General features: G+C 60.4%; 16 protein-coding genes and 1 rRNA gene. 14 read left to right on the top strand and 3 right to left on the bottom strand.

Annotated features, from left to right (window positions below; all coding sequences use genetic code 11):
• Positions 1–223: 223 nt before the first annotated feature.
• From rrf to CAF80_RS05545, 7 genes are all read left to right on the top strand, one after another.
• Positions 224–339 (top strand): 5S ribosomal RNA (gene rrf, locus CAF80_RS05575).
• A 154-nt stretch (positions 340–493) separates the two neighbouring features.
• Positions 494–3,946 carry an exodeoxyribonuclease V subunit gamma gene (recC, locus tag CAF80_RS05570; RefSeq protein WP_085666956.1) on the top strand — a complete coding sequence of 1,151 codons (3,453 nt, stop codon included), beginning with the start codon at positions 494–496 and terminating at the stop codon, positions 3,944–3,946.
• Positions 3,943–7,632 (top strand): exodeoxyribonuclease V subunit beta, encoded by a 3,690-nt coding sequence (gene recB, locus CAF80_RS05565; RefSeq protein WP_085666955.1) that lies wholly within the window; start codon positions 3,943–3,945, stop codon positions 7,630–7,632. The genes recC and recB overlap by 4 nt, the downstream gene beginning before the upstream one ends.
• Positions 7,629–9,737 carry an exodeoxyribonuclease V subunit alpha gene (gene recD / locus CAF80_RS05560; protein ID WP_085666954.1) on the top strand — a complete coding sequence of 703 codons (2,109 nt, stop codon included), beginning with the start codon at positions 7,629–7,631 and terminating at the stop codon, positions 9,735–9,737. Before recB ends, recD begins: the two co-directional genes overlap by 4 nt.
• Positions 9,738–9,855: 118 nt before the next feature.
• Complete coding sequence (locus CAF80_RS05555; protein ID WP_039772939.1) at positions 9,856–10,431, top strand: YfiR family protein; 576 nt, start codon at positions 9,856–9,858, stop codon at positions 10,429–10,431.
• On the top strand, positions 10,428–11,696 hold the full coding sequence (locus CAF80_RS05550) for a diguanylate cyclase domain-containing protein (RefSeq protein ID WP_085666953.1): 1,269 nt from the start codon (positions 10,428–10,430) through the stop codon (positions 11,694–11,696). Before CAF80_RS05555 ends, CAF80_RS05550 begins: the two co-directional genes overlap by 4 nt.
• On the top strand, positions 11,696–12,196 hold the full coding sequence (locus CAF80_RS05545; RefSeq protein ID WP_170844893.1) for an OmpA family protein: 501 nt from the start codon (positions 11,696–11,698) through the stop codon (positions 12,194–12,196). The genes CAF80_RS05550 and CAF80_RS05545 overlap by 1 nt, the downstream gene beginning before the upstream one ends.
• Here CAF80_RS05545 and CAF80_RS05540 read toward each other — a convergent pair.
• Positions 12,193–13,140, bottom strand: a complete 948-nt coding sequence (locus CAF80_RS05540; protein ID WP_085666952.1) for a LysR family transcriptional regulator — start codon at positions 13,138–13,140, stop codon at positions 12,193–12,195. The genes CAF80_RS05545 and CAF80_RS05540 overlap by 4 nt on opposite strands.
• A gap of 149 nt (positions 13,141–13,289) precedes the next feature.
• On the opposite strand from CAF80_RS05540, the gene CAF80_RS05535 reads away from it, so the two are divergent.
• Both CAF80_RS05535 and mmsB read left to right on the top strand, forming a co-directional pair.
• On the top strand, positions 13,290–14,816 hold the full coding sequence (locus CAF80_RS05535; RefSeq protein ID WP_039772936.1) for a CoA-acylating methylmalonate-semialdehyde dehydrogenase: 1,527 nt from the start codon (positions 13,290–13,292) through the stop codon (positions 14,814–14,816).
• Between the two features lie 9 nt (positions 14,817–14,825).
• A complete protein-coding gene (mmsB, locus tag CAF80_RS05530; protein ID WP_039772935.1) occupies positions 14,826–15,713 on the top strand; it encodes a 3-hydroxyisobutyrate dehydrogenase in 888 nt (295 codons plus the stop codon).
• Positions 15,714–15,807: 94 nt separating this feature from the next.
• On the opposite strand, the gene CAF80_RS05525 is transcribed toward mmsB, so the two are convergent.
• Positions 15,808–16,152, bottom strand: a complete 345-nt coding sequence (locus CAF80_RS05525; protein WP_007953863.1) for a cupin domain-containing protein — start codon at positions 16,150–16,152, stop codon at positions 15,808–15,810.
• Positions 16,153–16,792: 640 nt separating this feature from the next.
• Between CAF80_RS05525 and CAF80_RS05520 the strand changes: the two genes are divergently transcribed.
• The 5 genes from CAF80_RS05520 to rfbA are packed head-to-tail and all read left to right on the top strand — an operon-like array spanning position 16,793 to position 23,242.
• Positions 16,793–17,692, top strand: a complete 900-nt coding sequence (locus tag CAF80_RS05520) for a DapH/DapD/GlmU-related protein (protein ID WP_235375929.1) — start codon at positions 16,793–16,795, stop codon at positions 17,690–17,692.
• Entirely contained in the window at positions 17,689–18,939 is a 1,251-nt protein-coding gene (locus tag CAF80_RS05515) for a hypothetical protein (protein WP_085666951.1), read from the top strand. Before CAF80_RS05520 ends, CAF80_RS05515 begins: the two co-directional genes overlap by 4 nt.
• 22 nt (positions 18,940–18,961) lie before the next feature.
• Complete coding sequence (locus tag CAF80_RS05510) at positions 18,962–21,139, top strand: prenyltransferase/squalene oxidase repeat-containing protein (RefSeq protein ID WP_085666950.1); 2,178 nt, start codon at positions 18,962–18,964, stop codon at positions 21,137–21,139.
• A gap of 54 nt (positions 21,140–21,193) precedes the next feature.
• The gene (gene rfbB, locus CAF80_RS05505) at positions 21,194–22,276 is read left to right on the top strand and encodes a dTDP-glucose 4,6-dehydratase (protein ID WP_085666949.1); all 1,083 of its coding nucleotides are present in this window, start codon (positions 21,194–21,196) and stop codon (positions 22,274–22,276) included.
• A gap of 42 nt (positions 22,277–22,318) precedes the next feature.
• Positions 22,319–23,242 carry a glucose-1-phosphate thymidylyltransferase RfbA gene (gene rfbA, locus CAF80_RS05500; protein WP_011332341.1) on the top strand — a complete coding sequence of 308 codons (924 nt, stop codon included), beginning with the start codon at positions 22,319–22,321 and terminating at the stop codon, positions 23,240–23,242.
• Positions 23,243–23,278: 36 nt separating this feature from the next.
• On the opposite strand, the gene CAF80_RS05495 is transcribed toward rfbA, so the two are convergent.
• Positions 23,279–24,415, bottom strand: coding sequence for an LLM class flavin-dependent oxidoreductase (locus tag CAF80_RS05495; RefSeq protein ID WP_085666948.1), 1,137 nt, complete (start codon positions 24,413–24,415; stop codon positions 23,279–23,281).
• Between the last annotated feature and the right edge of the window lie 63 nt (positions 24,416–24,478).

Below are 24,478 nucleotides of genomic sequence, written 5' to 3'. Positions count from 1 at the left end.
GTTGGGTGTGTAAGCGCTGTGAGGCGTTGAGCTAACCAATACTAATTGCCCGTGAGGCTTGACCATATAACACCCAAGCAATCTGTAGACTCGAAAGAGCATCAGATTGCGGTGTGTGAAGACGCAATGAACCGAAAGTTCGACGCTCACAAAACACCGACAGCTGTCACATACCCAATTTGCTGAAGCGAGACCATCCGGTCACGAGTCAGTACCCGAATTTCTTGACGACCATAGAGCGTTGGAACCACCTGATCCCATCCCGAACTCAGAAGTGAAACGATGCATCGCCGATGGTAGTGTGGGGTTTCCCCATGTGAGAGTAGGTCATCGTCAAGATTAAATTCCGAAACCCCAATTGCGAAAGCAGTTGGGGTTTTGTTTTGCCTGCAGGAAAGTTCGTACAGCATTGTCGGACGCCTTGCGGCTGTCCTCGCCGGCCGACAATGCTAAGGTTCAGCCCTAGCTTTTGTACTTTTCCAAGGAAGCCTTCATGCCGGACACCCAGTCCCTCAACGCTGCATTCATGGTCGTTCAGAGCAATAGCCTGGATGAACTGCGCAGCCTTGTGATCAGCATCATGCGGCGTTATCCACTGGCTCCCTTGGAGAACGAAATTGCACTCGTACAGAGCAACGGCATCGCTCAATGGCTCAAGCTGGCACTGGCTGAGGATCCTGAAGCAGACGACTTGGGCGGCTGTGGTATCGCCGCCGCAATTGATGTGCAACTGCCGGGCAGTTTCATGTGGCAGCTTTACCGGATGGTGTTGGGCCGAGAGGAAATTCCGGCAAAGTCGCTGCTCGACAAGGCACCGTTGACATGGCGTCTGATGCGCCTGTTGCCACAGGTTATCAACCTTCCGCATTTCGAACCGCTGCAACGCTTCCTCACCCATGACACCGATCTGCGCAAGCGTTACCAGTTGTCCGAACGCTTGGCTGACCTCTTTGACCAATATCAGGTTTACCGCGCTGATTGGCTTGAGGATTGGGCAGAGGGGCATCATCAGCTACGCAATGTGAGGGGTGAAGCGAAGCCGCTTCCTCCGACCAGTTGCTGGCAGGCAGAGTTGTGGCGCGCCCTGCTGGACGACGTGGGCGAGCAAGGCATGGCCCAAAGTCGGGCAGGCGTGCACCAGCGATTCATGGAACGCATCAACAGTCTTGAAAGCGCACCGAGCGGACTTCCCCGGCGAGTAATCGTTTTTGGAATTTCCTCGTTGCCCGCACAAGTACTGGAAGCGTTGGCCGGGCTTTCCCGTTTCAGCCAGGTTTTGTTGTGCGTCCATAACCCCTGTCGTTATCACTGGGCCGATATCGTTGCCGACAAGGATCTACTACGTCATCAGTACAAGCGACAAGCCCGCAAAAACGGCATGCCTGTGGTGCTGGACTCGGAATCACTCCACCAACATGCTCACCCGCTCCTCGCTGCATGGGGTAAGCAAGGTCGTGATTACATCAACCTTCTCGACAGCTACGACGAGCCGGACAGCTATCGCGCAGCATTTCGTAACGGGCGTATCGATCTGTTCAGCGAAACCCAGCCGGAGAACATGCTCAATCAGTTACAGGACGATATTCTGGAACTGCGGCCACTCAGCGAGACTCGAGCGCGCTGGCCGGCAGTCGATCTGACTCAAGACGATTCGATCCGCTTTCACATAGCTCATAGCGCCCAGCGCGAAGTGGAGATTCTCCACGACCAACTCCTGGCCCGTTTCAGTGCCAACCCTCAATTACGCCCTCGCGATGTGATCGTGATGGTGCCTGACATCGATAGTTATGCGCCGCATATCCGCGCCGTATTTGGCCAACTGGATCGTCAGGATCCACGCTTCATTCCTTTCACCATGGCCGATCAGGGGCAGCGCGGACGGGATCCATTACTGATCGCTGTCGAGCATCTGCTCAAGCTGCCGGACAGTCGTTTCCCCGTCAGTGAAATTCTCGACCTGCTCGACGTTCCTGCGTTACGCGCCAGGTTTGGTGTGCAGGAGCGAGACTTGCCGACCCTGCATCGCTGGATCGAGGGGGCCGGGGTGCGTTGGGGCATCGATGCCGGGCAACGTGTCGAGCTGGGATTGCCCGACGAGCTGGAGCAAAACAGTTGGCGCTTTGGCTTGCGCCGGATGCTGCTCGGTTATGCCGTCGGCAGTTCCGGCGCCTGTGGGGATATCGAGCCGTACGACGAAATCGGTGGTCTCGATGCCGCGCTGATCGGCCCGTTGGTAGCATTGCTGGATGCACTGGAACTCTCGCATCAGCAACTGATGAAGCCCGCGCAGCCACAGGAATGGGGGTATCGGCTTCAGGCGTTGATGCAGCTTTTTTTCAAACCCGAAGACGAGCATGACGACTACCTGCTGGCTCAACTCGAGGAGTTGCGCGAAACCTGGCTGGAAACCTGCGAAGCCGTCGATCTGCTGGACGAGCTGCCACTGACCGTCGTCCGTGAGGCCTGGCTGGCAGGGCTGGATCAGGGGCGTCTGTCGCAGCGCTTTCTGGCCGGAGCCGTTAACTTTTGCACGCTGATGCCGATGCGCGCGATTCCGTTCAGACTGGTTTGTCTGTTGGGCATGAACGATGGCGATTATCCACGCGCTCAACCACCGTTGGACTTCGATCTCATGGGCAGCGACTACCGGCCGGGAGATCGTTCCCGTCGTGAGGATGATCGTTATCTTCTGCTAGAGGCACTCTTGTCCGCTCGTCATCAGCTCTACATCAGTTGGGTCGGTCGCAGCATTCGCGATAACAGTGAGCGGCCAGCCTCTGTGTTGATCGGCCAGTTACGCGATCATCTCGCCAATGGGTGGCGATCGGCCGACGACAACGAGGACCTCCTGATTGCCATGACTCAGGAGCATCCGTTGCAGCCATTCAGTTCGCGCTACTTCCATGAGGAAGACAAGCTTTTCAGCTACGCCAGCGAATGGCAGGTGCTGCATCAACCTCACGAACAGAACGACGTCGCCACAATGCTTGCCCCCCATGTCCAGGAAGAACCGTTGAGTCTGGAACTGCTGCAGGACTTCCTGCGCAGTCCGGTCCGACACTTTTTCACTCAGCGACTCAAGGTTTACTTCGAAGCGGCGCAGGTACCTCAGGCTGACGAGGAACCCTTTGTACTGGATGCGTTGCAGCGATACATGCTCAGCGACAGCTTGCTCGGGGCAGCCTTGAGACACCCGGACAATGTTGATCAGGCGCTCGAGTCTCAAGCCCGACGCCTGCAGAACAGCGGACTGCTGCCCATGGCCGGGTTCGGTGAATGCCTTCAACGAGAGCTGATCGAGCCTTTGCCAGACTTGTTGCAACGATATCAACAGCTGTTGGCGTTATGGCCAACACCGCTAACCAACGCGCTACCGATCAATTTTGAATGGCAGGAACTGCGCCTTGAAGGATGGCTGGGCGGTTTGCACAGGCGCGCCGATGGCGGCGTACTGTCGGTCACGACAATCCCCAACAGCATAGGCTCGATCAAGAGCCGCAAATGGCATCGCCTGACCAAGCCCTGGGTCAGCCACCTTGTCGCCTGTGCCAGTGGACTCTCCCTCACGACCGCACTGGTGGCCAGTGATGACACGCTCCTTCTTGAACCTCTGGAACAGACTCGAGCGGGGCGAATTCTCGAGGATCTGCTGCTCGCCTGGCAGACGGGAATGCGCCAGCCACTTCCTGTCGCGGTAAAAACGGCTTTTGCATGGCTGGCCCAGACCGATCCGGTCAAGGCTGAAGCGGCTGCCCGTAAGACCTATGAGGGTGATGGTCAGAACAACGAAGGCGAGCGTCGCGAAAGCCCGGCTCTTGCCCGACAGTTCCCCGACTACGATGCACTGCAGGCGGATGAAACCTTCTCCGGTTGGTGTGATGCGATTTATCGCCCGTTGCTCGAGGCACCTTGGCGCTCATGGGCCCACGAGGAGGCAGGCGCATGAGTAACCAGCCACCACTCGCCCTGGCATTCCCGTTAAAGGGCAGCCAACTGATCGAAGCCAGCGCGGGCACTGGCAAGACATTTACCATTTCAGCGTTGTATCTGCGGTTGATCCTCGGTCACGGAGGCGAGGTAAACGGTTTCGGTCGTGAGCTGTTGCCCCCGCAGATTCTAGTGGTGACCTTTACCGACGCGGCGACCAAAGAGCTGCGCGAGCGCATACGCACACGTCTGGCCGAGGCCGCCCGTTTCTTTCGTGACGAGACGCCTGCCCCTGATGCGCTGATCGATGAACTGCGTGAAGAGTTCGATCCGCAACAATGGCCCGGTTGCGCCAACCGCCTGGACATCGCTGCGCAATGGATGGACGAAGCCGCGGTTTCGACTATCCACAGTTGGTGTCAGCGAATGCTGCGCGAGCATGCGTTCGACAGCGGCAGTCTGTTCACCCAGACCCTGGAAACTGATCACAGCGACTTGCTCGGCGAAGTGCTGCGCGATTATTGGCGGCTGTTCTGCTATCCGATGCAGGGCGATGCATTGAGCTGGGTTCGCAGTCACTGGGGAGGTCCGGCGGCCTTGTTGCCGCGTGTGCGTGGGCTGTTTGGCACCGAGCGCGAAGGGAACTCAGACCAGACGCCATCCGAACTGATCGAAGAATGCCTGCAGGAACGCCGTGCGGCATTGGTGGAGTTGAAGGGACCATGGCGGCAGTGGTCCGATGAGTTGCTCGCTATCTGCCATCAGGGTATCGCCAACAAAACGGTGGATGGGCGCAAGATGCAGGCCCGCTATTTCGAACCCTGGTTTGAAAAGCTCAAGGCCTGGGCTGAGGACGAGACGCTCGAACAATTGGATATCGGCACCGGGTTCGCCCGGCTCACACCGGAGGGCATGGCTGAAGCCTGGAAAGGCGAGCCGCCGAGTCACCCGGGCCTGGATGCCATGCCTGTGCTCAAGTCTAGTCTCGACAATTTGCCGACGCCCGATGCGGCCGTGCTGCAGCATGCTGCCAAATGGGTTGGTGCTCGCTTTGAAGATGAGAAGCGCCGTCGAGCCGAAATGGGTTTCGACGACATGCTGCTGCGTCTGGATGCGGCCTTGCAGTCCGACGGCGGGGAGCGTCTCGCCACGCTCATTCGCGAGCAGTTCCCCGTAGCTTTGATCGATGAATTCCAGGACACGGATCCGGTGCAGTACCGGATTTTCGAAAGCATCTATCGCATTGAAGAGAATAACCCCGAGACCGGGCTGTTCCTGATTGGCGACCCCAAGCAGGCAATCTATGCCTTCCGGGGCGCGGATATCTACACCTATCTGCGAGCCCGGCAGGCCACAACCGGGCGACTGCATACCCTGGGCACTAACTTCCGTTCCAGTCACGGGATGGTCAGTGCGGTCAACCATGTTTTCGAACGTGCCGAGTCCCGTGAGCAAGGGCGCGGAGCGTTTCTGTTTCGAGAGAAAAACGGCGATAACCCGGTGCCGTTCCAGCCTGTGGAGGCGCAGGGACGCAAAGAACATTTGCAGGTAGCCGGGCTGGACGTACCGGCGCTGAACATCTGGCATCTATCTACCGACAAGCCACTGTCCGGGGCAGTTTATCGCCAGCAGTTGGCGGCAGCCTGCGCCAGTGAGATCACAGCCCTGCTCAATGGCGGGCAGACCGGTCGCGTCGGGTTTGCGCAGGAGGGCAAGGATTGGCGTGGACTGCGGCCAGCGGACATTGCGATCCTGGTGCGCGACGGTAAAGAGGCGCAGGCGGTACGCGGTGAGCTCGCAGCGCGCGGAGTCCGCAGCGTTTATCTGTCGGACAAGGACTCGGTCTTTGCCGCACAGGAAGCCCATGATCTGCTTTCGTGGCTCAAGGCGTGCGCGGAGCCGGATGTCGAGCGTTCCCTGAAAGCGGCGTTGGCGTGCATCACGCTGAATCTGCCACTGGCTGAGCTGGAGCGTCTGAATCAGGACGAACTGGTCTGGGAAACCCGGGTCATGCAGTTCCGCGGTTATCGTGAGCTGTGGCGCAAGCAAGGGGTGCTGCCGATGCTGCGGCGCCTGCTGCACGACTTTCAACTGCCGCAGATGCTCATTGCCCGCAGTGATGGTGAGCGGGTGCTGACCAACCTGTTGCACCTGTCGGAGTTGTTGCAACAGGCCGCGTCGGAACTCGATGGTGAGCAGGCACTGATCCGCCATCTGGCCGAGCATCTGTCGCTGTCTGGGCAGGCAGGTGAAGAGCAGATCCTGCGTCTTGAAAGCGACGAACAACTGGTCAAGGTCGTGACCATTCACAAATCCAAGGGGCTCGAGTACCCGTTGGTGTTCCTGCCTTTCATCTGCTCGGCTAAACCGGTAGATGGCAGTCGATTGCCGCTGCACTACCACGATGAATCCGGCAAGGCTCGCATCAGCCTGAAGCCCGACGCGGAACTGATCGCTGTGGCGGACACCGAACGCCTGGCAGAGGATCTGCGTTTGCTCTACGTCGCGCTGACCCGCGCACAACACGCTTGCTGGCTTGGGGTGACGGATCTCAAGCGCGGCAACCACAGTAGCTCGGTGCTGCATCTTTCTGCGCTGGGCTATCTGTTGGGCGGCGGCGTAACGTTGAATGAATCCAGCGGATTGGCCCGCTGGCTGGACGATCTGCAACAGGATTGTTCGGCGCTGAGCGTTGTTGAAATGCCACAAGCCACCAGCGAGGTTTACCAGCCTCCGCGTAACGAAGCTACGCTGCGTGCCACCCTTTTACCGAGCCGCAGGGCCAGCGAGAACTGGTGGATCGCTTCGTACAGTGCCTTGCGCATCAGTGACGTGCTGAGCGCTGGCAACGACGAAGCCCCCGACAGTCCGCAAGCGCAAAAGCTGTTCGACGACGAACGCCTCGATCCTGAAGCACCGCGCGAGATCATCGCCGGCGGAGCTGATATTCACCGTTTCCCTCGTGGACCGAATCCGGGAACGTTTCTTCACGGTTTGCTCGAGTGGGCGGGTGAGGAGGGCTTCGCGGTCACCCGCGAGTCGCTCGACGATGCGATCGCCCGGCGTTGCAATCGACGGGGCTGGGAGGGCTGGATCACCACCCTCGGCGACTGGTTGCAACACTTGCTCAAACTGCCACTGCCTGCGGGCCTCGACCAACCGCCAGTGGTGCTTGAGCAATTGAAGCAATATCGGGTCGAGATGGAGTTCTGGTTCGCCAGCCACAAGGTCGACGTGCTCAAGCTCGACGAACAGGTGCGTCAATTCACTCACAACGGTGTGGCCCGGGTCGGCGCCGAAGCGGTGCAACTCAATGGTATGTTCAAAGGCTTTATCGACCTGACGTTCGAGCACGAGGGCCGGTACTACGTGGCCGATTACAAATCCAACTGGCTGGGCGTCGATGACGCCGCGTACACCGAACGGGCCATGGAGCAGTCAATTCTCGACAACCGTTACGACCTGCAATACGTGCTGTACCTGTTAGCACTGCATCGTCAGCTCAAGGCGCGGCTCGCCGATTACGACTACGACCGGCATATCGGCGGCGCGTTGTATGTGTTTCTGCGTGGAACTCGGGCGCCTGGTGGTGGCGTTTACTTCGCACGCCCACCACGGGAGCTGATCGAGCGTCTGGACATCATGTTCCAGGGTAAACCGCAACCCAGGGCCGAGCCCGCGTGGGTGCAGGGAGAATTGCTATGAATCGGACGTTCGCCGACCTGCTGCCCACGCCGCTGACCGCCGACAGCCTCGCGCAGCTGACACCTCTCACCTGTGCCGATGATCTGCTGCTATTGCTCACCCGCTGGGTCGAGCGCGGATGGCTGCGGGCACTGGACAAGGCATTCGTGGCTTTTCTTCATGAATTGGCACCCGATGTCGATCCGCTGGTGTTGCTCGCCGCCGCATTGACCAGTCACCAGCTCGGCCATGGACATGTGTGCCTGGATCTGTTTGAAACCCTCAAGGCGCCGGATTTTGCACTTTCCCTGCCGCCGGAGGGGGATGCGCAACCCGGCGTGTTGCTGCTGCCATCGCAACTGCTCGAAACCCTCGACGGAGCGAACTGGTGCAAGGTGCTGGCCGGCAGTTCGCTGGTGGCACTGGCCGCCGACGAAGGTGCGTCGGCGCAGGAGCGCCCGCTGGTGTTGTCCGGCAAGCGTTTGTACTTGCGACGCTATTGGGCCTACGAGCGGCGTATCGACAGCGCATTGCGCCAGCGGCTCGCGGAGCAGGAAGCGACACCGTCCGATCTTGCACGGCGGCTGGACGAGCTGTTCGATCCAGCGCAGCGCGCGGATGTCATCGACTGGCAGAAACTGGCCTGCGCCCTGGCCACCCGAAGTGCCTTCAGCATCATCACGGGCGGCCCGGGCACTGGCAAAACGACAACGGTGGTACGTCTGCTGGCGTTGCTCCAGGCACCTGCGGTCGAGGCGCATCAACCACTGCGCATTCGACTCGCGGCGCCTACCGGTAAAGCGGCGGCGCGGCTGACCGAGTCCATCAGTCAGCAGGTGCAGTCGCTGAAGGTCGCTGAAGGCGTCCGGGAAAAAATTCCGACCGAGGTGACCACGGTGCATCGCCTGCTCGGCAGCCGACCTGGCACGCGGCATTTTCGCCACCATGCCGGTAACCGCCTGCCACTGGATGTACTGGTGGTCGATGAAGCATCCATGATCGACCTGGAAATGATGGCCAATCTGCTCGATGCCTTGCCGCCTCATGCTCGACTGGTGTTGCTGGGCGATAAGGATCAACTGGCCTCGGTGGAGGCTGGCGCGGTGCTGGGCGATTTGTGCCGTGATGCCGAAGCGGGTTGGTACAGTCCGCAGACTCGCCAGTGGCTGGAAGCGGTGAGCGGCGAATCCCTGCAAGACGGCGGTTTGCAAGAAGGCAGTGACAGCTCGCACCCGCTGGCCCAGCAAGTGGTGATGTTGCGTCACTCACGGCGTTTCGGCGAGGGCAGCGGCATCGGTCAACTGGCGCGACGGGTGAATCAGCAACTCTCGGACGAGGCTCGCCAGTTGCTGGATGCCAAAACCCATGGCGATGTGTTTTCGTTGCCACTTCAGAACGAGCACGACCGGAAACTTGAGCACCTGGTGCTCGACGGACATGGCGAAGGCCCCCACGGTTATCGACACTATCTGAGCATTTTGCGCGATCGACGTCCGGTGAGCGGAACGCCGCTCGAGAATCCGGGCTGGGTCGATTGGGCGCGTGACGTCCTGCGGGCCTTCGATACCTTCCAATTGTTGTGCGCAGTGCGCAAAGGGCCGTGGGGTGTTGAGGGGCTTAATCAGCGCATCACCGATGCATTGCTCAAGGCGCGGCTGATCGAGAGCGACCAGCAATGGTACGAAGGCCGGCCGGTGTTGATGACTCGAAACGACTATGGCCTCGGGTTGATGAACGGTGACATCGGTATCGCCCTGAAACTGCCCGAGCACGATGGGCCGGATGCCGGCAAGTCCGTGTTGCGAGTGGCGTTCCCGCGTAACGACGGGCGCGGCGGGGTGCGTTTCGTGTTGCCGAGCCGGCTCAATGATGTCGAGACCGTGTACGCCATGACCGTGCACAAGTCACAGGGTTCGGAGTTTGCCCATACCGCGCTGATCCTGCCGGACGCCCTGAACCCCGTGTTGACCAAGGAACTGATCTACACCGGAATTACCCGGGCCAAGGACTGGTTCACTTTGATCGAACCCCGCAGTGGCGTATTTGAAGAGGCAGTACAACGCAAGGTGAAGCGCTTGAGCGGACTGATGCTGGAACTGGAAGAAGGAACGGCGCCTCGAGGATGAAGGTGCCTGGATGACCGGCGCTTATTGACCGACCGGTCAGAGGTCGCTGTATCGCTGGCGTTCCAACGCTGTGCTATCGTTGCGGCATCATTTCGTAACGATCCAAGAGAATCCCTGCATGAAGGTGGCTGTCTGGGCGACAGAGCGCGTAGTTGGCTGCAAGCGGACGTTGCTTGCCGGTGTGCTCTGTTTGCTCACGGGTGTGGCCGCTGCCCAGACTCAAACCCCGGTGGGCATGGCCGAACAGCGGGCCAAATCCGTCACCCAAGTTGTTCTCGGTATCCTCAGTTACGCGCGCTGGCCGGTAGAGCCTGCGCAGTTGCGCCTGTGTATCGTTGGCCCGACCGAATACACCGATGACCTGGTCAAGGGCACGACCCAGGCCACGGGCCGTCCGGTTATCGTTCGCCGACTGTTGGCCGACAATCCAGCCATCGTCAGCGAGTGCGACGCGGTCTATATCGGCAAGCTCACCACAGACGAACGCAGCCGGCTGTTCGCGTCCCTGATCGGCCATCCGGTGCTGAGCATCAGCGAAGGCGGCGATCAATGCACGGTCGGCAGTCTGTTCTGCCTGCGAGTTGGTGATGAACAAGTGTCGTTCGAGGTCAATCTCGACTCCGTCGCCCGCAGCGGTGTGCGCATTCACCCCAGCGTGCTGCAGTTGTCGCGCCGCAAACCGGCGGTGCCATGAGACGCGACAAATCCACAGGGCGCCCGACCCTCGGCTCGGTCATCGGCCGTGGCAACCTGATTGTGGCGCTGGTCGCCGTGGCAATGGCCAGCGTGTCGCTGACGCTGCTCGGGGTGCTGGCGCTGCGGGTCTATGCCGATCACAACCTGCACTTGATCGCCCGCTCGATCAGTTACACCGTGGAAGCCGCCGTGGTGTTCAACGACAAGGCCGCCGCGACCGAAGCGCTGGCGTTGATCGCCTCGACCGAAGAAGTGGCCGATGCCCAGGTGCTGGACGCTCAGGGCCAATTGCTCGCACGCTGGCAGCGTCCGGAGAACGGCCTGATTTCCGAGCTGGAGATGCAGGTCGCGCGAGTCATTCTGGAAAAACCCATCAACCTGCCGATCCAGCATCAGGATCGCGAGATCGGGCGGATCTTGCTGATCGGCCACGGTGGCAGCCTGATGCGTTTTCTGTTGAGCGGTCTGGCGGGGATCATTCTCTGCACGGCGATCAGCGCCTGGGTCGCGCTGTACCTGGCGCAGCGTCAGTTGCGCAGGATCATCGGCCCGTTGCACAGCCTGGCGGCGGTGGCGCATGCGGCCCGCAGCGAGCGGGCACTGGATCGACGGGTGCCACGGGCAAAAATTGCCGAACTGGACAACCTCGGCACTGACTTCAATGCCCTGCTCGATGAACTCGAATCCTGGCAAACCCACTTGCAGAGCGAGAACGAAACCCTCGCCCATCAGGCCAGCCACGACAGCCTCACCGGGTTGCCGAACCGGGCCTTTTTCGAAGGCCGCCTGATCCGTGCTCTGCGCAGTGCCCACAAGTTGAATGAGCAAGTGGCGGTGCTGTTTCTCGACAGCGACCGATTCAAGGACATCAACGACAACTTCGGTCATGCCGCCGGCGACGCGGTGCTGGTGGCGGTGGCGAATCGGGTGCGGGCGCAGTTGCGTGAAGAGGATCTGGTGGCGCGTCTGGGTGGTGACGAGTTCGCCGTTCTGCTGACGCCCCTGCACAAGACCGAAGACGCCGAACGCATTGCCGACAAGATCCTCGCCAGCATGGACACCCCGATTGCGCTGCCGGGCGACAGCAGTGTCGTGACGTCGCTCAGTATCGGCATCGCGGTTTACCCCGATCATGGCGTCACGCCCGGCACCTTGCTCGACGCGGCCGATGCCGCGATGTATCAAGCCAAGCGTTTGTCGCGCGGCGCCCAATTCACGGCCGGGACGGAGTACCCGGTCGATTCCGTTCAAACCAGGAGCTGATGCCCGTGTTCTCACTTTCCTTTCGACTGTTTTCCACCCTGTTGCTGACGGCCATGCTGGCCCTGACCGGTTGCCAGACCGCCCCGCAAAAAGGCCTGACGCCGGCCCAGGTCGCGGTTCTCAAGCAGCAAGGCTTCGAGCTGACCGATGACGGTTGGGAGTTCGGCCTGTCGGGCAAAGTGTTGTTTGGCAGCGATGTCGAAAGCCTGAACCAGCAAAGTACCGAAATCGTCGAGCGTATCGGTAAAGCCTTGCTGGGTGTCGGTATCGAACGGGTACGAGTGGATGGCCACACCGACGCTTCGGGCAAGGAAACCTATAACCAGCAGCTGTCACTGCGTCGCGCGAAAAGCGTCGGCAAAGTGCTGACCTCGGTCGGCATGAAAGAAGAGAACATCCAGTTGCAAGGCCTCGGCAGCCGCGAACCGGTCGCCTCCAACGATACCGCCGCCGGCCGCACCGAAAACCGCCGGGTGTCGATCGTGGTCAGCGCCGATTAGTCGGTGAACTGCATCTCTCGAGTTTCACCCATCAACAGCGCCTGATTGCACTCGGTCACCTCGCGGATGTAATCCCACAACAGGGTGATCCGCTTGAGCTTACGCAGGTCTTCCCGGCAGTACATCCAGAACTGCCGGGTGATATCGATTTCCTCCGGCAGCACCGGCAACAGGCGCGGATCCTGAGCCGCGAGAAAGCACGGCAGAATCGCCAATGAGCGCCCCTGCTGCGCCGCCACGAACTGCGCAATCACGCTGGTGCTGCGTAAATTGGCGCTGGCACCGGGCAACACGTTCGCCAGATACAGCAGCTCCGAGCTGAACGCCAGGTCATCCACGTAACTGATGAATTGATGCTTGCCCAGGTCGGCGGGGCGGCGGATCGGCGGATGTTTGTCCAGGTATTCCTGGGTCGCGTAGAGCTGCAAGCGGTAGTCGCAGAGTTTGCAGCACACGTACGGCCCGTGTTCCGGGCGCTCGAGGGCGATGACGATGTCGGCCTCGCGTTTGGACAGGCTGATGAAGTGTGGCAGCGGCAGGATGTCCACCGAGATCGCCGGGTAGGCGTCGACGAAGTGGCTCAGTTGCGGGGTGATGAAGAAGCTGCCGAAACCTTCGGTGCAGCCCATCCGCACATGCCCGGACAGTGCGACGCCGGAGCCTGACACCTGCTCGCAGGCCATGTGCAGCGTGCTTTCGATCGACTCGGCATAACTCAGCAGGCGTTGGCCTTCGGCAGTCAGCACAAAACCGCTGGTGCGCGACTTTTCGAACAGCAAGGTACCGAGCGCCGCTTCCAGCGAACTGATCCGCCGCGAAACGGTGGTGTAGTCCACCGCCAGGCGTTTGGCCGCCGTGCTGGCCTTGCGGGTACGGGCGACTTCGAGGAAAAACTTCAGATCGTCCCAATTCAGCGAGCCTAGAGAGGTGATGTTTTTTTGCATGATGGACGGGCTTATATGTGCGTTCTTATTAGAAGTTTGCACATCTATACTCCAAAAACAGTCCGACAACCAATTCGTGACACACGCCTCATCTCAAGGCGAACCTTTCGCCTTGGCTCCTACGATAAAAACAAGTTCTGGAGACCAGCATGAACGCATCGCTTACGCCCAACGAAACCACGATCCAGAAGGTCAAGCTGCTGATCGACGGCGAGTGGGTCGAGTCGCAGACCACCGAGTGGCACGACATCGTCAACCCGGCGACCCAGCAAGTGCTGGCCAAAGTCCCGTTCGCCACCGCCGCTGAAGTCGACGCTGCTGTCAGCGCCGCCCAGCGCGCCTTCCAGACCTGGAAGCTGACCCCGATTGGCGCGCGCATGCGCATCATGCTCAAGCTGCAGGCGTTGATCCGCGAACATTCCAAACGCATCGCCGTGGTGCTGAGCGCCGAGCAGGGCAAGACCATTGCCGATGCCGAGGGCGATATTTTCCGTGGCCTGGAAGTGGTCGAGCACGCCTGCTCCATCGGCAGCCTGCAGATGGGCGAGTTCGCCGAGAACGTCGCCGGCGGCGTCGACACCTACACCCTGCGCCAACCGATCGGCGTCTGCGCCGGCATTACCCCGTTCAACTTCCCGGCAATGATTCCGCTGTGGATGTTCCCGATGGCCATCGCCTGCGGCAACACCTTCGTCCTCAAGCCATCGGAGCAGGATCCGCTGTCGACCATGTTGCTGGTGGAGCTGGCCATCGAAGCCGGCATCCCGGCTGGCGTGCTTAACGTCGTCCATGGTGGCAAGGATGTGGTCGATGGACTGTGCACCCACAAGGACATCAAGGCGGTTTCGTTCGTCGGTTCGACCGCCGTCGGCACTCACGTTTATGACCTGGCCGGTAAACACGGCAAGCGCGTGCAATCGATGATGGGCGCGAAGAACCACGCCGTAGTGCTGCCGGACGCCAATCGCGAGCAGGCGCTCAATGCGCTGGTCGGTGCCGGTTTCGGTGCGGCGGGTCAACGTTGCATGGCCACTTCGGTGGTGGTGCTGGTGGGCGCGGCCAAACAGTGGCTGCCGGATCTGAAAGCGCTGGCGCAGAAACTCAAGGTCAACGCCGGCAACGAGCCGGGCACCGACGTCGGCCCGGTGATTTCGAAAAAGGCCAAGGCGCGGATTCTCGATCTGATCGAAAGCGGCATCAAGGAAGGCGCGAAACTTGAGCTGGACGGTCGCGACATCAGCGTGCCGGGCTACGAGAACGGCAACTTCGTCGGTCCGACCCTGTTCTCCGGGGTCACCACTGACATGCAGATCTACACCCAGGAAATCTTCGGCCCGGTGCTGGTGGCGCTGGAAGTCGACACCCTTGATCAGGCCATCGCGCTGGTCAACGCCAACCCGTTCGGCAACGGCACGGGTCTGTTCACCCAGAGCGGTGCGGCGGCGCGTAAATTCCAGACTGAAATCGACGTCGGCCAGGTCGGCATCAACATCCCGATTCCGGTGCCGGTGCCGTTCTTCAGCTTCACCGGTTCGCGCGGTTCGAAACTCGGCGACCTCGGCCCGTACGGCAAGCAAGTGGTGCAGTTCTACACCCAGACCAAAACGGTCACGGCGCGCTGGTTCGACGACGACAGCGTCAACGACGGCGTGAACACCACCATCAACCTGCGCTGAGGAACGGCCATGAAAATCGCATTTATCGGGCTGGGCAACATGGGCGCGCCGATGGCGCGCAACCTGATCAAGGCCGGGCATTCGCTGAACCTGGTGGACCTGAACAAGACCGTGCTGGCGGAACTTGAGCAACTGGGCGGCACCATCCGCGCTTCGGCTCGCGAAGCTGCTGAAGATGCTGAACTGGTGATCACCATGTTGCCGGCTGCGGTGCATGTACGCAGCGTCTGGCTCGGTGAAGACGGCGTGCTGGCCGGGATCGGCAAAGGCGTGCCGGCAGTGGATTGCAGCACCATCGATCCGCAGACGGCGCGCGATGTGGCGGCGGCGGCTGCCAAACAAGGCGTGGCCATGGCCGATGCGCCCGTGTCCGGCGGCACTGGCGGCGCCACGGCCGGGACGCTGACCTTCATGGTCGGCGCCACCCCGGAACTGTTCGCCACTCTGCAACCGGTGCTGGCGCAGATGGGCCGCAACATCGTGCATTGCGGTGAGGTCGGCACCGGCCAGATCGCCAAGATCTGCAACAACCTGTTGCTCGCCATTTCGATGGTTGGCGTCAGCGAGGCGATGGCGCTGGGTGATGCGCTGGGGATCGACACCACGGTGCTCGCCGGGATCATCAACAGCTCTACCGGCCGTTGCTGGAGTTCGGAAATGTACAACCCATGGCCAGGCATCGTCGAAACGGCGCCGGCCTCACGCGGCTACACGGGTGGCTTCGGCGCCGAGCTGATGCTCAAGGATCTGGGGCTGGCTACTGAAGCGGCGCGTCAGGCCCATCAGCCAGTGGTGCTGGGCGCGGTGGCGCAGCAGTTGTATCAGGCGATGAGTCAGCGCGGGGAAGGGGGCAAGGACTTCTCGGCGATCATCAACAGCTATCGCAAGCCGCAGTAATCGTCGTCAGGCCTGTGCTCGTCACAGGTCTGCAATTCAGATGCAGTAGGTGTTGCCGGGAAATCACGTCGGGTGGTTTCCCGGCTTTTTTGTATCAGGCGAACACGAAATATTTGCGCACGGTCTCGACCACTTCCCAGGTGCCCTTCATGCCTGGCTCGACCACGAAGATGTCGCCGGCGCGCAGGTGGATCGGCTCCATGCCGTCCGGGGTAATCACACAGTAGCCTTCCTGGAAATGGCAGTACTCCCACTTCACATAGTCCACCCGCCACTTGCCCGGCGTGCAGATCCAGGTGCCCATGATCTTGCTGCCGTCTTCGCTGGTGTAGGCGTTGAGGTTGACGGTGTGCGGGTCGCCCTCGAGCTTTTCCCATTTGCAGGCGTCGAGTACGGGCAGGGGATGGGTGTCGCGCAGAACGGTGATAGGTGCGGGCATGACGGCTCCAGGCCAGAGGGAAATAGAGCCGTCACCGTAGCGTTCGTGGGGGCTGTCGAAGTGTCTGGGGTCGACCTCCAGATGTCTGTAAGCGCTGGAGCAAATCTGCACTCCTCCCTGATTTGCACCAACGCTGTGCATATAAAACGGTTTTGGTACAAGCGTGCACCATAAAAGTTCAATCAATTTTTAGACTAAAACGAGATAACCATTCTGACACCTATTGCAAAACAAAATCGTCTGTACTATAACATTCGTACTAAAGAACTATTCCTCAAAACGGAGCTTCATCTGAGTCACGGACAGACTTGAATCGGCTTTTTCTCATCTCGACAACTGACTTGGCCTTTGGCTCAAGTGTGAACTTCTATCTGTTGTTAATGAATAATGACAGTTGAATGAACCGGACAGTTAATAAGTGGCGCGGACGCAATGTCTCGCGTGCTTTGAGTTGAAGCCTTAAATGAACAGTTAATTAATTATTTGTGCACTGGCGGATTTATATCTGCGGGATACGCACGCCTCTCGGAATGTTATGTGCCCGGCATCAATGGAATGAGGCTTTATTGTGGACGACATAAACGTAATTGAAGTTTCGACGACTGTTGATAGTTCAAGTGAGCTTGGCCGGCACGTCTGGGTGCGTGCCGGCAGTCGCCTGACAAACGTGCAGATCGGCGATGAATGCTTCATCGGTTTCAGATGCGATTTGCAGCACGCGTTGGTCGGCAAGTCCAGCATGTTCGCCACCGGTGCGCAGTGCCTGGGGACGGCGCAGTCGCCGGTTCGGATTGCCGAAAACGTCTGGGTGGGCGCCAAGGCCACCGTGACTGCGGGTGTTTCCATCGGTGCCGGGGCCGTGGTGGCGGCTGGCGCGTTGGTGACCGCCGATGTGCCGCCGGACGCAATCGTCGTCGGTCGCCCGGCGCGGGTCATTGCCCAGCGCACTGTGGTCGAGGACGGCCGGCCGAGCCCGGAACCGGTGCTGGTCAAAGTCCGGGACCGGGCGCGTCAGGGCTTGCCGTCGATGCTCGATCGGTCCACGCAGTCGGTCGCACGGCTCAAGTCGCTGAACCTTGACACCCTGACCTGGGACATCAGCGACGACGCCTTGATCGATGCCGAATTGCGCGGCGGGGCGTCGGTGGAAATCGCCCGGGACTGCATCCTGATCGGGCGCAGCAGCCGCCAGGGCGGCATGTCGCAATTGGGCGGTATCGAATTGGGCACCGGCGTGCGACTGGCGACCGGTGTGGTTATCGAAGCAGCCGGCGGCGTATCCGTCGGTGCCTTCAGCGAGTTGTCCGAGGGGGTCACGATCGTGGCCTCCACCCATGATCATTCTTTCCGCTCACTGCCTTGGGAGGAGGCACCGGTGCGCATTGGAAGTCGTTGCGTTATTGGCGAGGGCGCCATCTTGGTAGGTCCACTGAATATTGGTGACGGTGCCGTTATCAAACCGTACTCGGTGGTTATAAGGGATGTATTGGAAAACACTGTGGTTCATGGCGTTGTTCAACTAATGGAGATTCAAGAATGATTTTATTTGCCCCCAATCCAACCGGTTCCGGTCACAACATGCGCGCGCTGTCCATCGCTCAGGCGATTAAAAAGCAGCGCCCGGACATGCCATTGACCGTGGCACTGGCTTCCTTGCAGCCGACCTTCACGCCGATGTTCGAAAAGTCTGGCGTTGAAGTAGTGGATATTGCCGGCCGTTTGGTCGATTACTCGAAAAAGAGCAACTTGTCGAAAGAACTCGACTGGAATAATTACATCGGCGGATATATCGCCAATACCTTCTTGTCCGGCGAGCGAATTCTGTCTTACCTGGCCCTGATCGCCGAATACAAGCCCACCGCTCTGGTGTCGGACTACAACATGGCCGCCTGCCTGGCCGCGATTTTCAGCGGTACGCCGCTGGTGTTCGTCACCGAGCGCTACGACTTCACCCTGTGCCAGCTCGAAGACCATGATCTGGCCGACGGCGGTTTCGAAGTCAACGCGCTGGAAATGGCCCGGGCCCGCACCGCGCTGCACAGCCAGTTCAACTGGATGATCAATCAGAGCCAACTGGTGCTGACCGACAAACCGTACGTGGCTTCCCTCGATCAGGGCACGCCGGTGGCCGAAGCGCTGGTCAGCGGCAAGGCGCATTTTGTCGGCCCGATGATCCGCGACATCAATGTGCAGACCGGATTGAATGTGCGCGAGCAACTGAACCTCGGCGACTCGCCGTTCATTGTGGCTTCGATCAGCGGCACTACGATGTTTGCGCAAAACAAGGACGCGCTGCTCGCTGCGTATCTGGACAGCTTCAAGATCCTGCGCGAGCGCAATCCGGAACTGAAACTGGTGCTGCTGGGCCGTCAGGATATCCAGGCTCAGGACGGCGTCGTCTGCGTGCCGTACTACCCGGACTGGATGGGTCTGCTGCGTGAAGCCTGCCTGCTGATTTCGGCGCCGGGCTGGATCACCGTAACGGAAATCGCCGCACTGCAGATTCCGACGCTGTTCGTGCTGCCGTCCAAGTCCGAGTACCACGAACTCGAGGCGCTGCGCCGTCTGGAGCTGCTGGGTTTCCCAACGCATCTGGGCCACGACCGCGATGCGATCGTCGAACTGATCCAGGGCGAACTGGAAAAAGACACCGACGCTTCGACCTATTACGCACCGCATCAGCAAGTCGCCGCGCCGGATGGCGAAGGTGCCGCCCGCGCCGCGACGCGCATCATCGAGTTGTGCCAGGGCAGCGTTGTGTCGCTGACCGAAAGCAAAGCCGCTTAACCTCAAGGAAGAGGGATTCACCATGTCACTGCATCCGCAGTTTCTATTTGATCAAGGCCTCAAGGACATCGAGCACGGCGGCTTTTTCGCCGTGACCGATGCCAGTGGCGAGGTTGCGATTTCCAGCGACAAGCAGTTGCAGGATCAGGTCGCCGCGACGTTCTATCAGGCCGAGCACGGCGACGATGTCGAACTGCGTTTTGCCCATGACGGGCTGATGCGTTTGCATGATGCGGCGAATGGCGGTTTCCACGAACTGGCCGACCGCTACTGGACGCCGCACGGCTCCGGACGCTGCCGTACGCTGGCGCTGCAACTGGACGCGCTGGCGGCATTGATTGCCTATCAGCGCCGGGTGCCGCAGGACACGGCGAACAATGCCGCGATCCACGGCCTGCTGGAAAAGGTCGAAGCGCTCTACGCCCGTTCCTCCGTCGCCGGCCTGTATAGCAGCGACTGGTTGACGCCGCTGGAGCTGGCGACCTCGATCAATCTCGACATCAGCGCCACGGCGTTGCTGGCGCGTATCGACAATCAGCCGTTGGGGCTGGGGTTGGTCGGGCACTTGCAGATTCATGCAGAGAACCTGATCGGCTGGGTGGCCGGCAGCGACAGCCAATCCTGTGTCGATGTGGCGCTGACCCGTTGCGGTGTGCGTGCGCAGGTCAGCCTGGTGCTGGCGCAACTGGCTGATGCGCGCGACGACAATGCGCTGTCGAATCTGGCCCGTTCGTTCCTGCTGCAAACCCTGGCACTGTTCCGCGATCCGGCGTACGGCGGGTATTGGGATCGGGTCGGGATCAACGGCAAAGTGCGTTGCGACTGGCACACCTCGTACAAAAATCACGAGTCGCCATTCCCGATCAAGACCGCCTACGACGTGGCGTTGCTGTTGCAGGCGATTCAGGCCTTGCCGTCCGGCGCGAGCGAAGCGGATCGGGCTTCGGTGACGGCGGCGTTGCTGGAGTTTCATGACGCGCGCAATGGCGGTCTGTTCATGGGCAAGGGCTACTTCTGGTCGACCCCGGATGACCCGACCGTGCCGTTCATTCGCCAGTTCTGGGCGCCGCCGCGTCAGCCGGGGATCTTCAGCATCGGCAACCTGACGTACCTGCCGCTGCACCTGAAAAGCCTGAAAACCCAGCTCGCCGCTGCCCACGCTTTGCAGTCCATCGAGCCGGTCGCTGCCGTCACTCATCATGACGATGCGGCGCTGGTAAACCGTGAGCTGCAAGTGATCGATGGCGGTGGTGATGTGCAGCGCATTCACCCGAATGGCGTGCCGACCATCAATGTTGATCTGCAGCGTTATCTGGCGTGGCTGGCCAAGGCCCGGGCGTCGAATGAAACGCCTTACGGGCTGACCGCCGAAACCGCGCCGCTGGGTTTCCGTGCCGACAAGACCTGGCAGGTGTTCTCCGGGCTGCATGTGATTTCGGACTTGCATGCCTTGGGTCTGCAAATCGAAAACAAGGCCAGCCTGATCGATTGCATCAGGGCTTCGCAAAACACCGACGGTGGATTTGCCGAGCAACCGGGTCACCTGAGTGATGTGTTCGCCACCTACTGCGCAGTGTTGTCGCTGCGAGTGCTGGGCGCGTTGCCGAACGATATCGGTGGTTGCGTGCGTTACCTGCAAGCGTGCCAGAACCCCGATGGCGGGTTCGGCGATGTGCCGGGTTTCGGCTCGGACATCTGGCACACCAACCTGGCGGTGCTGTCGCTGCATGCCCTTGAAGCCAAGGCGCCGGACGAGCAGGGTGTGATGGCGTTTGCCTTGCGCTGCCGCTCGGTCGATGGCGGTTTCGCCAACAAGCCGGGTTATCCGCCGGACGCGTTTTCGGTGTACCGCGTGGTGTCGACGCTGTTCATTCTCAACCGCCGCATCGTCGATGCCGAGCAAACCGTCGCCTGGCTGCAAAAGCTGCAACTGGCCAACGGCTCGTTCCATTACCGGCCGGGCAAAGCGGTCAGCCTGGTGGGCACTTACATGGCTATCGCAGCAATGTATCTGCTCGACGCGCAGCCGACGTATTTGCAGGAATCGAAAGACTGGATCGCTGCCCATCAGAAGCAGGACGGTGGTTTCGGCCCGCTCAACGCAACCTCGGCAACCACTGACGAAAGCTTCGTCTGCATCCAGACACTGCTGATTCTCGAACAAGGACTGTCGCCATACTGGGTCGCGTTGTTGAACTGACCCGCACACAGCATCGAAGGACGTTAAGTCATCATTTTGCCAGGGGAGGCGCTGATGAAAATTTTAGTGACAGGGGGCGCGGGCTTCATTGGCTCGGCCGTGGTGCGGTTTCTGATTGAAGAGACCGAATGTGAAGTGATCAACGTCGACAAACTGACCTACGCCGGCAACCTGGAATCGCTGGCCGATGTATCCGATTCGCCGCGTTACCGTTTCTGCCAGGTCGACATCTGCGACAAGCCGGCGCTGGACGAACTGTTCGCACGCCTGCAACCGGATGCGGTGATGCATCTGGCCGCCGAGTCCCACGTGGACCGCTCGATCGATGGCCCGCAAGCCTTCATCGAAACCAACATCGTCGGCACCTACACCCTGCTCGAAGCCGCGCGTGGTTACTGGAACCGACTGGACGCGGCGCGTCAGGCGGCGTTCCGTTTCCATCATATTTCTACCGACGAAGTTTACGGCGACCTGGAGCCTGAAGATCCGGCGTTCACCGAGCGTACGGCGTATGCGCCAAGTTCGCCGTACTCGGCAACCAAGGCCGGTTCCGATCATCTGGTCCGCGCCTGGCATCGCACTTTCGGCCTGCCGGTGGTGATGAGCAATTGCTCGAACAATTACGGGCCGTATCACTTCCCGGAAAAACTGATTCCTCACGTCATTCTCAATGCGCTGCAAGGCAAGCCGTTGCCGGTGTACGGCGATGGCGCGCAGATCCGCGACTGGCTGTTCGTCGAGGATCACGCCCGGGCCCTGTATGCGGTGGTCACGCGCGGTGAGGTCGGGCAGACCTACAACATCGGCGGCCACAACGAGAAGACCAACCTGGAAGTGGTGCACACCTTGTGCGATCTGCTTGAAGCGCGCGGTGCGGAAAAACCGGCGGGCGTTGCGCACTTCCGCGACCTGATCACCTTCGTCAAGGATCGTCCGGGCCACGACAAACGCTACGCCGTCGATGCCGGAAAAATCCACGCGACGCTCGGCTGGACGCCGCAGGAAACCTTCGAAAGCGGCATGCAGAAAACCGTCGACTGGTATCTGGACAACCGCGCCTGGTGGGTGCGGGTGATGTCCGGTGCCTACGCACTGGAGCGCCTCGGCGAGCAACGCGACGAAGCCCTCGTGGCCTGAACATTCAGTCATTCAAATCTCACTGCTTGAAAGGAAAAAAGCATGGCCAAGTACAAAGGAATACTGCTGGCGGGCGGCGCCGGTTCGCGTCTGCATCCGATCACCCTGGGCGTCTCGAAACAGTCGCTGCCGGTGTATGACAAACCGATGATCTACTACCCGCTGTCGGTGCTGATGCTGGCGGAAATCCGCGAGATCCTGATCATCTCCACCCCGGAAGATCTGCCGGGCTTTCAGCGCATGCTCGGCGACGGCAGCCAGTTGGGCCTGAGCCTGAGCTACGCGGTGCAACCGAGCCCGGACGGTCTCGCTCAAGCGTTCATCATCGGTCGCGAATTCGTCGGTGAAGACAACGTCTGCCTGGTGCTCGGCGACAATATTTTCTACGGCGCCGGTTTCGGTGAAACCCTGCTGCAAGCGGCGGCGCGTGATGAAGGCGCGACGGTGTTCGGCTACTACGTGGCCGATCCCGAGCGCTTTGGCGTGGTGGAATTCGATGCTGCCGGCAAGGCCCTGAGCATCTGCGAAAAACCGAGCGATCCAAAGTCCAACTACGCCGTCACCGGCCTGTATTTCTACGACAACGAAGTGCTGCAGATTGCCGCTGACATCAAGCCGTCGCCGCGCGGCGAGCTGGAGATCACTGACGTCAACAACGTCTATCTGCAACGCGGCAAATTGAACGTGTCAGTGATGGGCCGTGGCATGGCCTGGCTCGACACCGGCACCCACGACGCGTTGATGGAAGCGGGCAATTTCGTCCAGGCCATCGAGAAACGCCAGGGCCTGAAAATCGCCTGCCTCGAAGAAATCGCCTACCACAAGGGCTGGATCGACGACGCGCAGTTGCTGGTGCATGCGGGCAGCATGAGCAAGACCGGTTATGGTCAGTATCTGGCCCGTTTGATCCACGATGACGTGGTGGTGGCGATGGATGCGCAGCGCCCGTTGAAAGGCGCTGCCTGATCAAGTGTGGGAGCGAGCCTGCTCGCTCCCTCAGGGTCAGTGGCCGGTCACGCTGTCGAGTTGGGCAGCTTTGACCGTGGCGCGTGGATCGGCCGACGGAGTTTGCAAACGGGCCAGGCGATTGGCATGCGTCGGCGCTTCGGCCGCCAGCGGCGAGCGGCGTTTGCGGGTTTCTTCACGCAGCACCGGCAACACTTCCTTGCCGAACATGTCGAGTTGTTCCAGCACGGTTTTCAGCGGAATGCCGCCATGGTCGAACAGGAACAGCTGGCGCTGATAGTCGCCGAAGTACTCGCGGAAGGTCAGGGTCTTGTCGATGATTTCCTGAGGGCTGCCGACGGCCAGCGGGGTCATTTCCATGAACTCTTCCAGGGATGGACCGTGGCCATACACCGGGGCGTTGTCGAAGTAGGGACGGAATTCACGGCGTGCATCCTGCGAGTTGCGACGCATGAAAATATGCCCGCCGAGACCGACGATCGCCTGCTCCGGCGTGCCGTGACCGTAATGGGCAAACCGCGCGCGGTAGAACTCGACCAGCGCCATGAAATGCTCACGGGGCCAGAGGATGTGGCTGGCGAAAAAACCGTCGCCGTAATACGCGGCCTGCTCGGCGATTTCCGGGGTGCGGATCGAGCCGTGCCAGACGAAGGGCGGCAGGTCATCGAGGGGCCTCGGGATTGAGGTGAAGTTTTTCAGCGGAGTGCGAAAGCGTCCGCTCCAGTTGAGGTCTGCTTCGCGCCAGAGCCGGTGCAGCAGGCGATAGTTTTCCATCGCCAGTGGCAGACCGTCGGCGATGCTCTTGCCGAACCAGGGATAGACCGGTGCGGTGTTGCCCCGGCCGAGCATCAGGTCCATGCGCCCGCCACAGAGGTTTTGCAGCAGCGAATACTCTTCGGCCAGGCGAACCGGATCGTTGGTGCTGATCAGGGTGGTGGAGGTCGAGAGAATGATGCGATGGGTCTTGGCGGCGATGTAGGCCAGCAGTGTGGTGGGAGAGGAGGTGATGAACGGAGGATTGTGGTGCTCGCCGGTGGCGAACACGTCCAGTCCGATGTCTTCGGCCTTCTGCGCAATTTGCAGGGTGGCCTGGATGCGCTCGGATTCGCTGGGGGTACGGGCGTTGGTAGGGTCTTGTGTGACGTCGCCAACGGTGTAGATCCCGAATTGCATAAAGCCTCCTTGCCTTGGGTAAAGGTGTGTTTGAAACCCTTGCCGCGAAGAATGAATCGTCGC

The organism is Pseudomonas sp. B34(2017) (assembly GCF_002112915.1).
GTDB lineage: Bacteria > Pseudomonadota > Gammaproteobacteria > Pseudomonadales > Pseudomonadaceae > Aquipseudomonas > Aquipseudomonas pharyngis.
The sequence above is the reverse complement of the archived record's forward strand: the minus strand, read 5'-3'. Positions and strand labels throughout refer to the sequence as shown.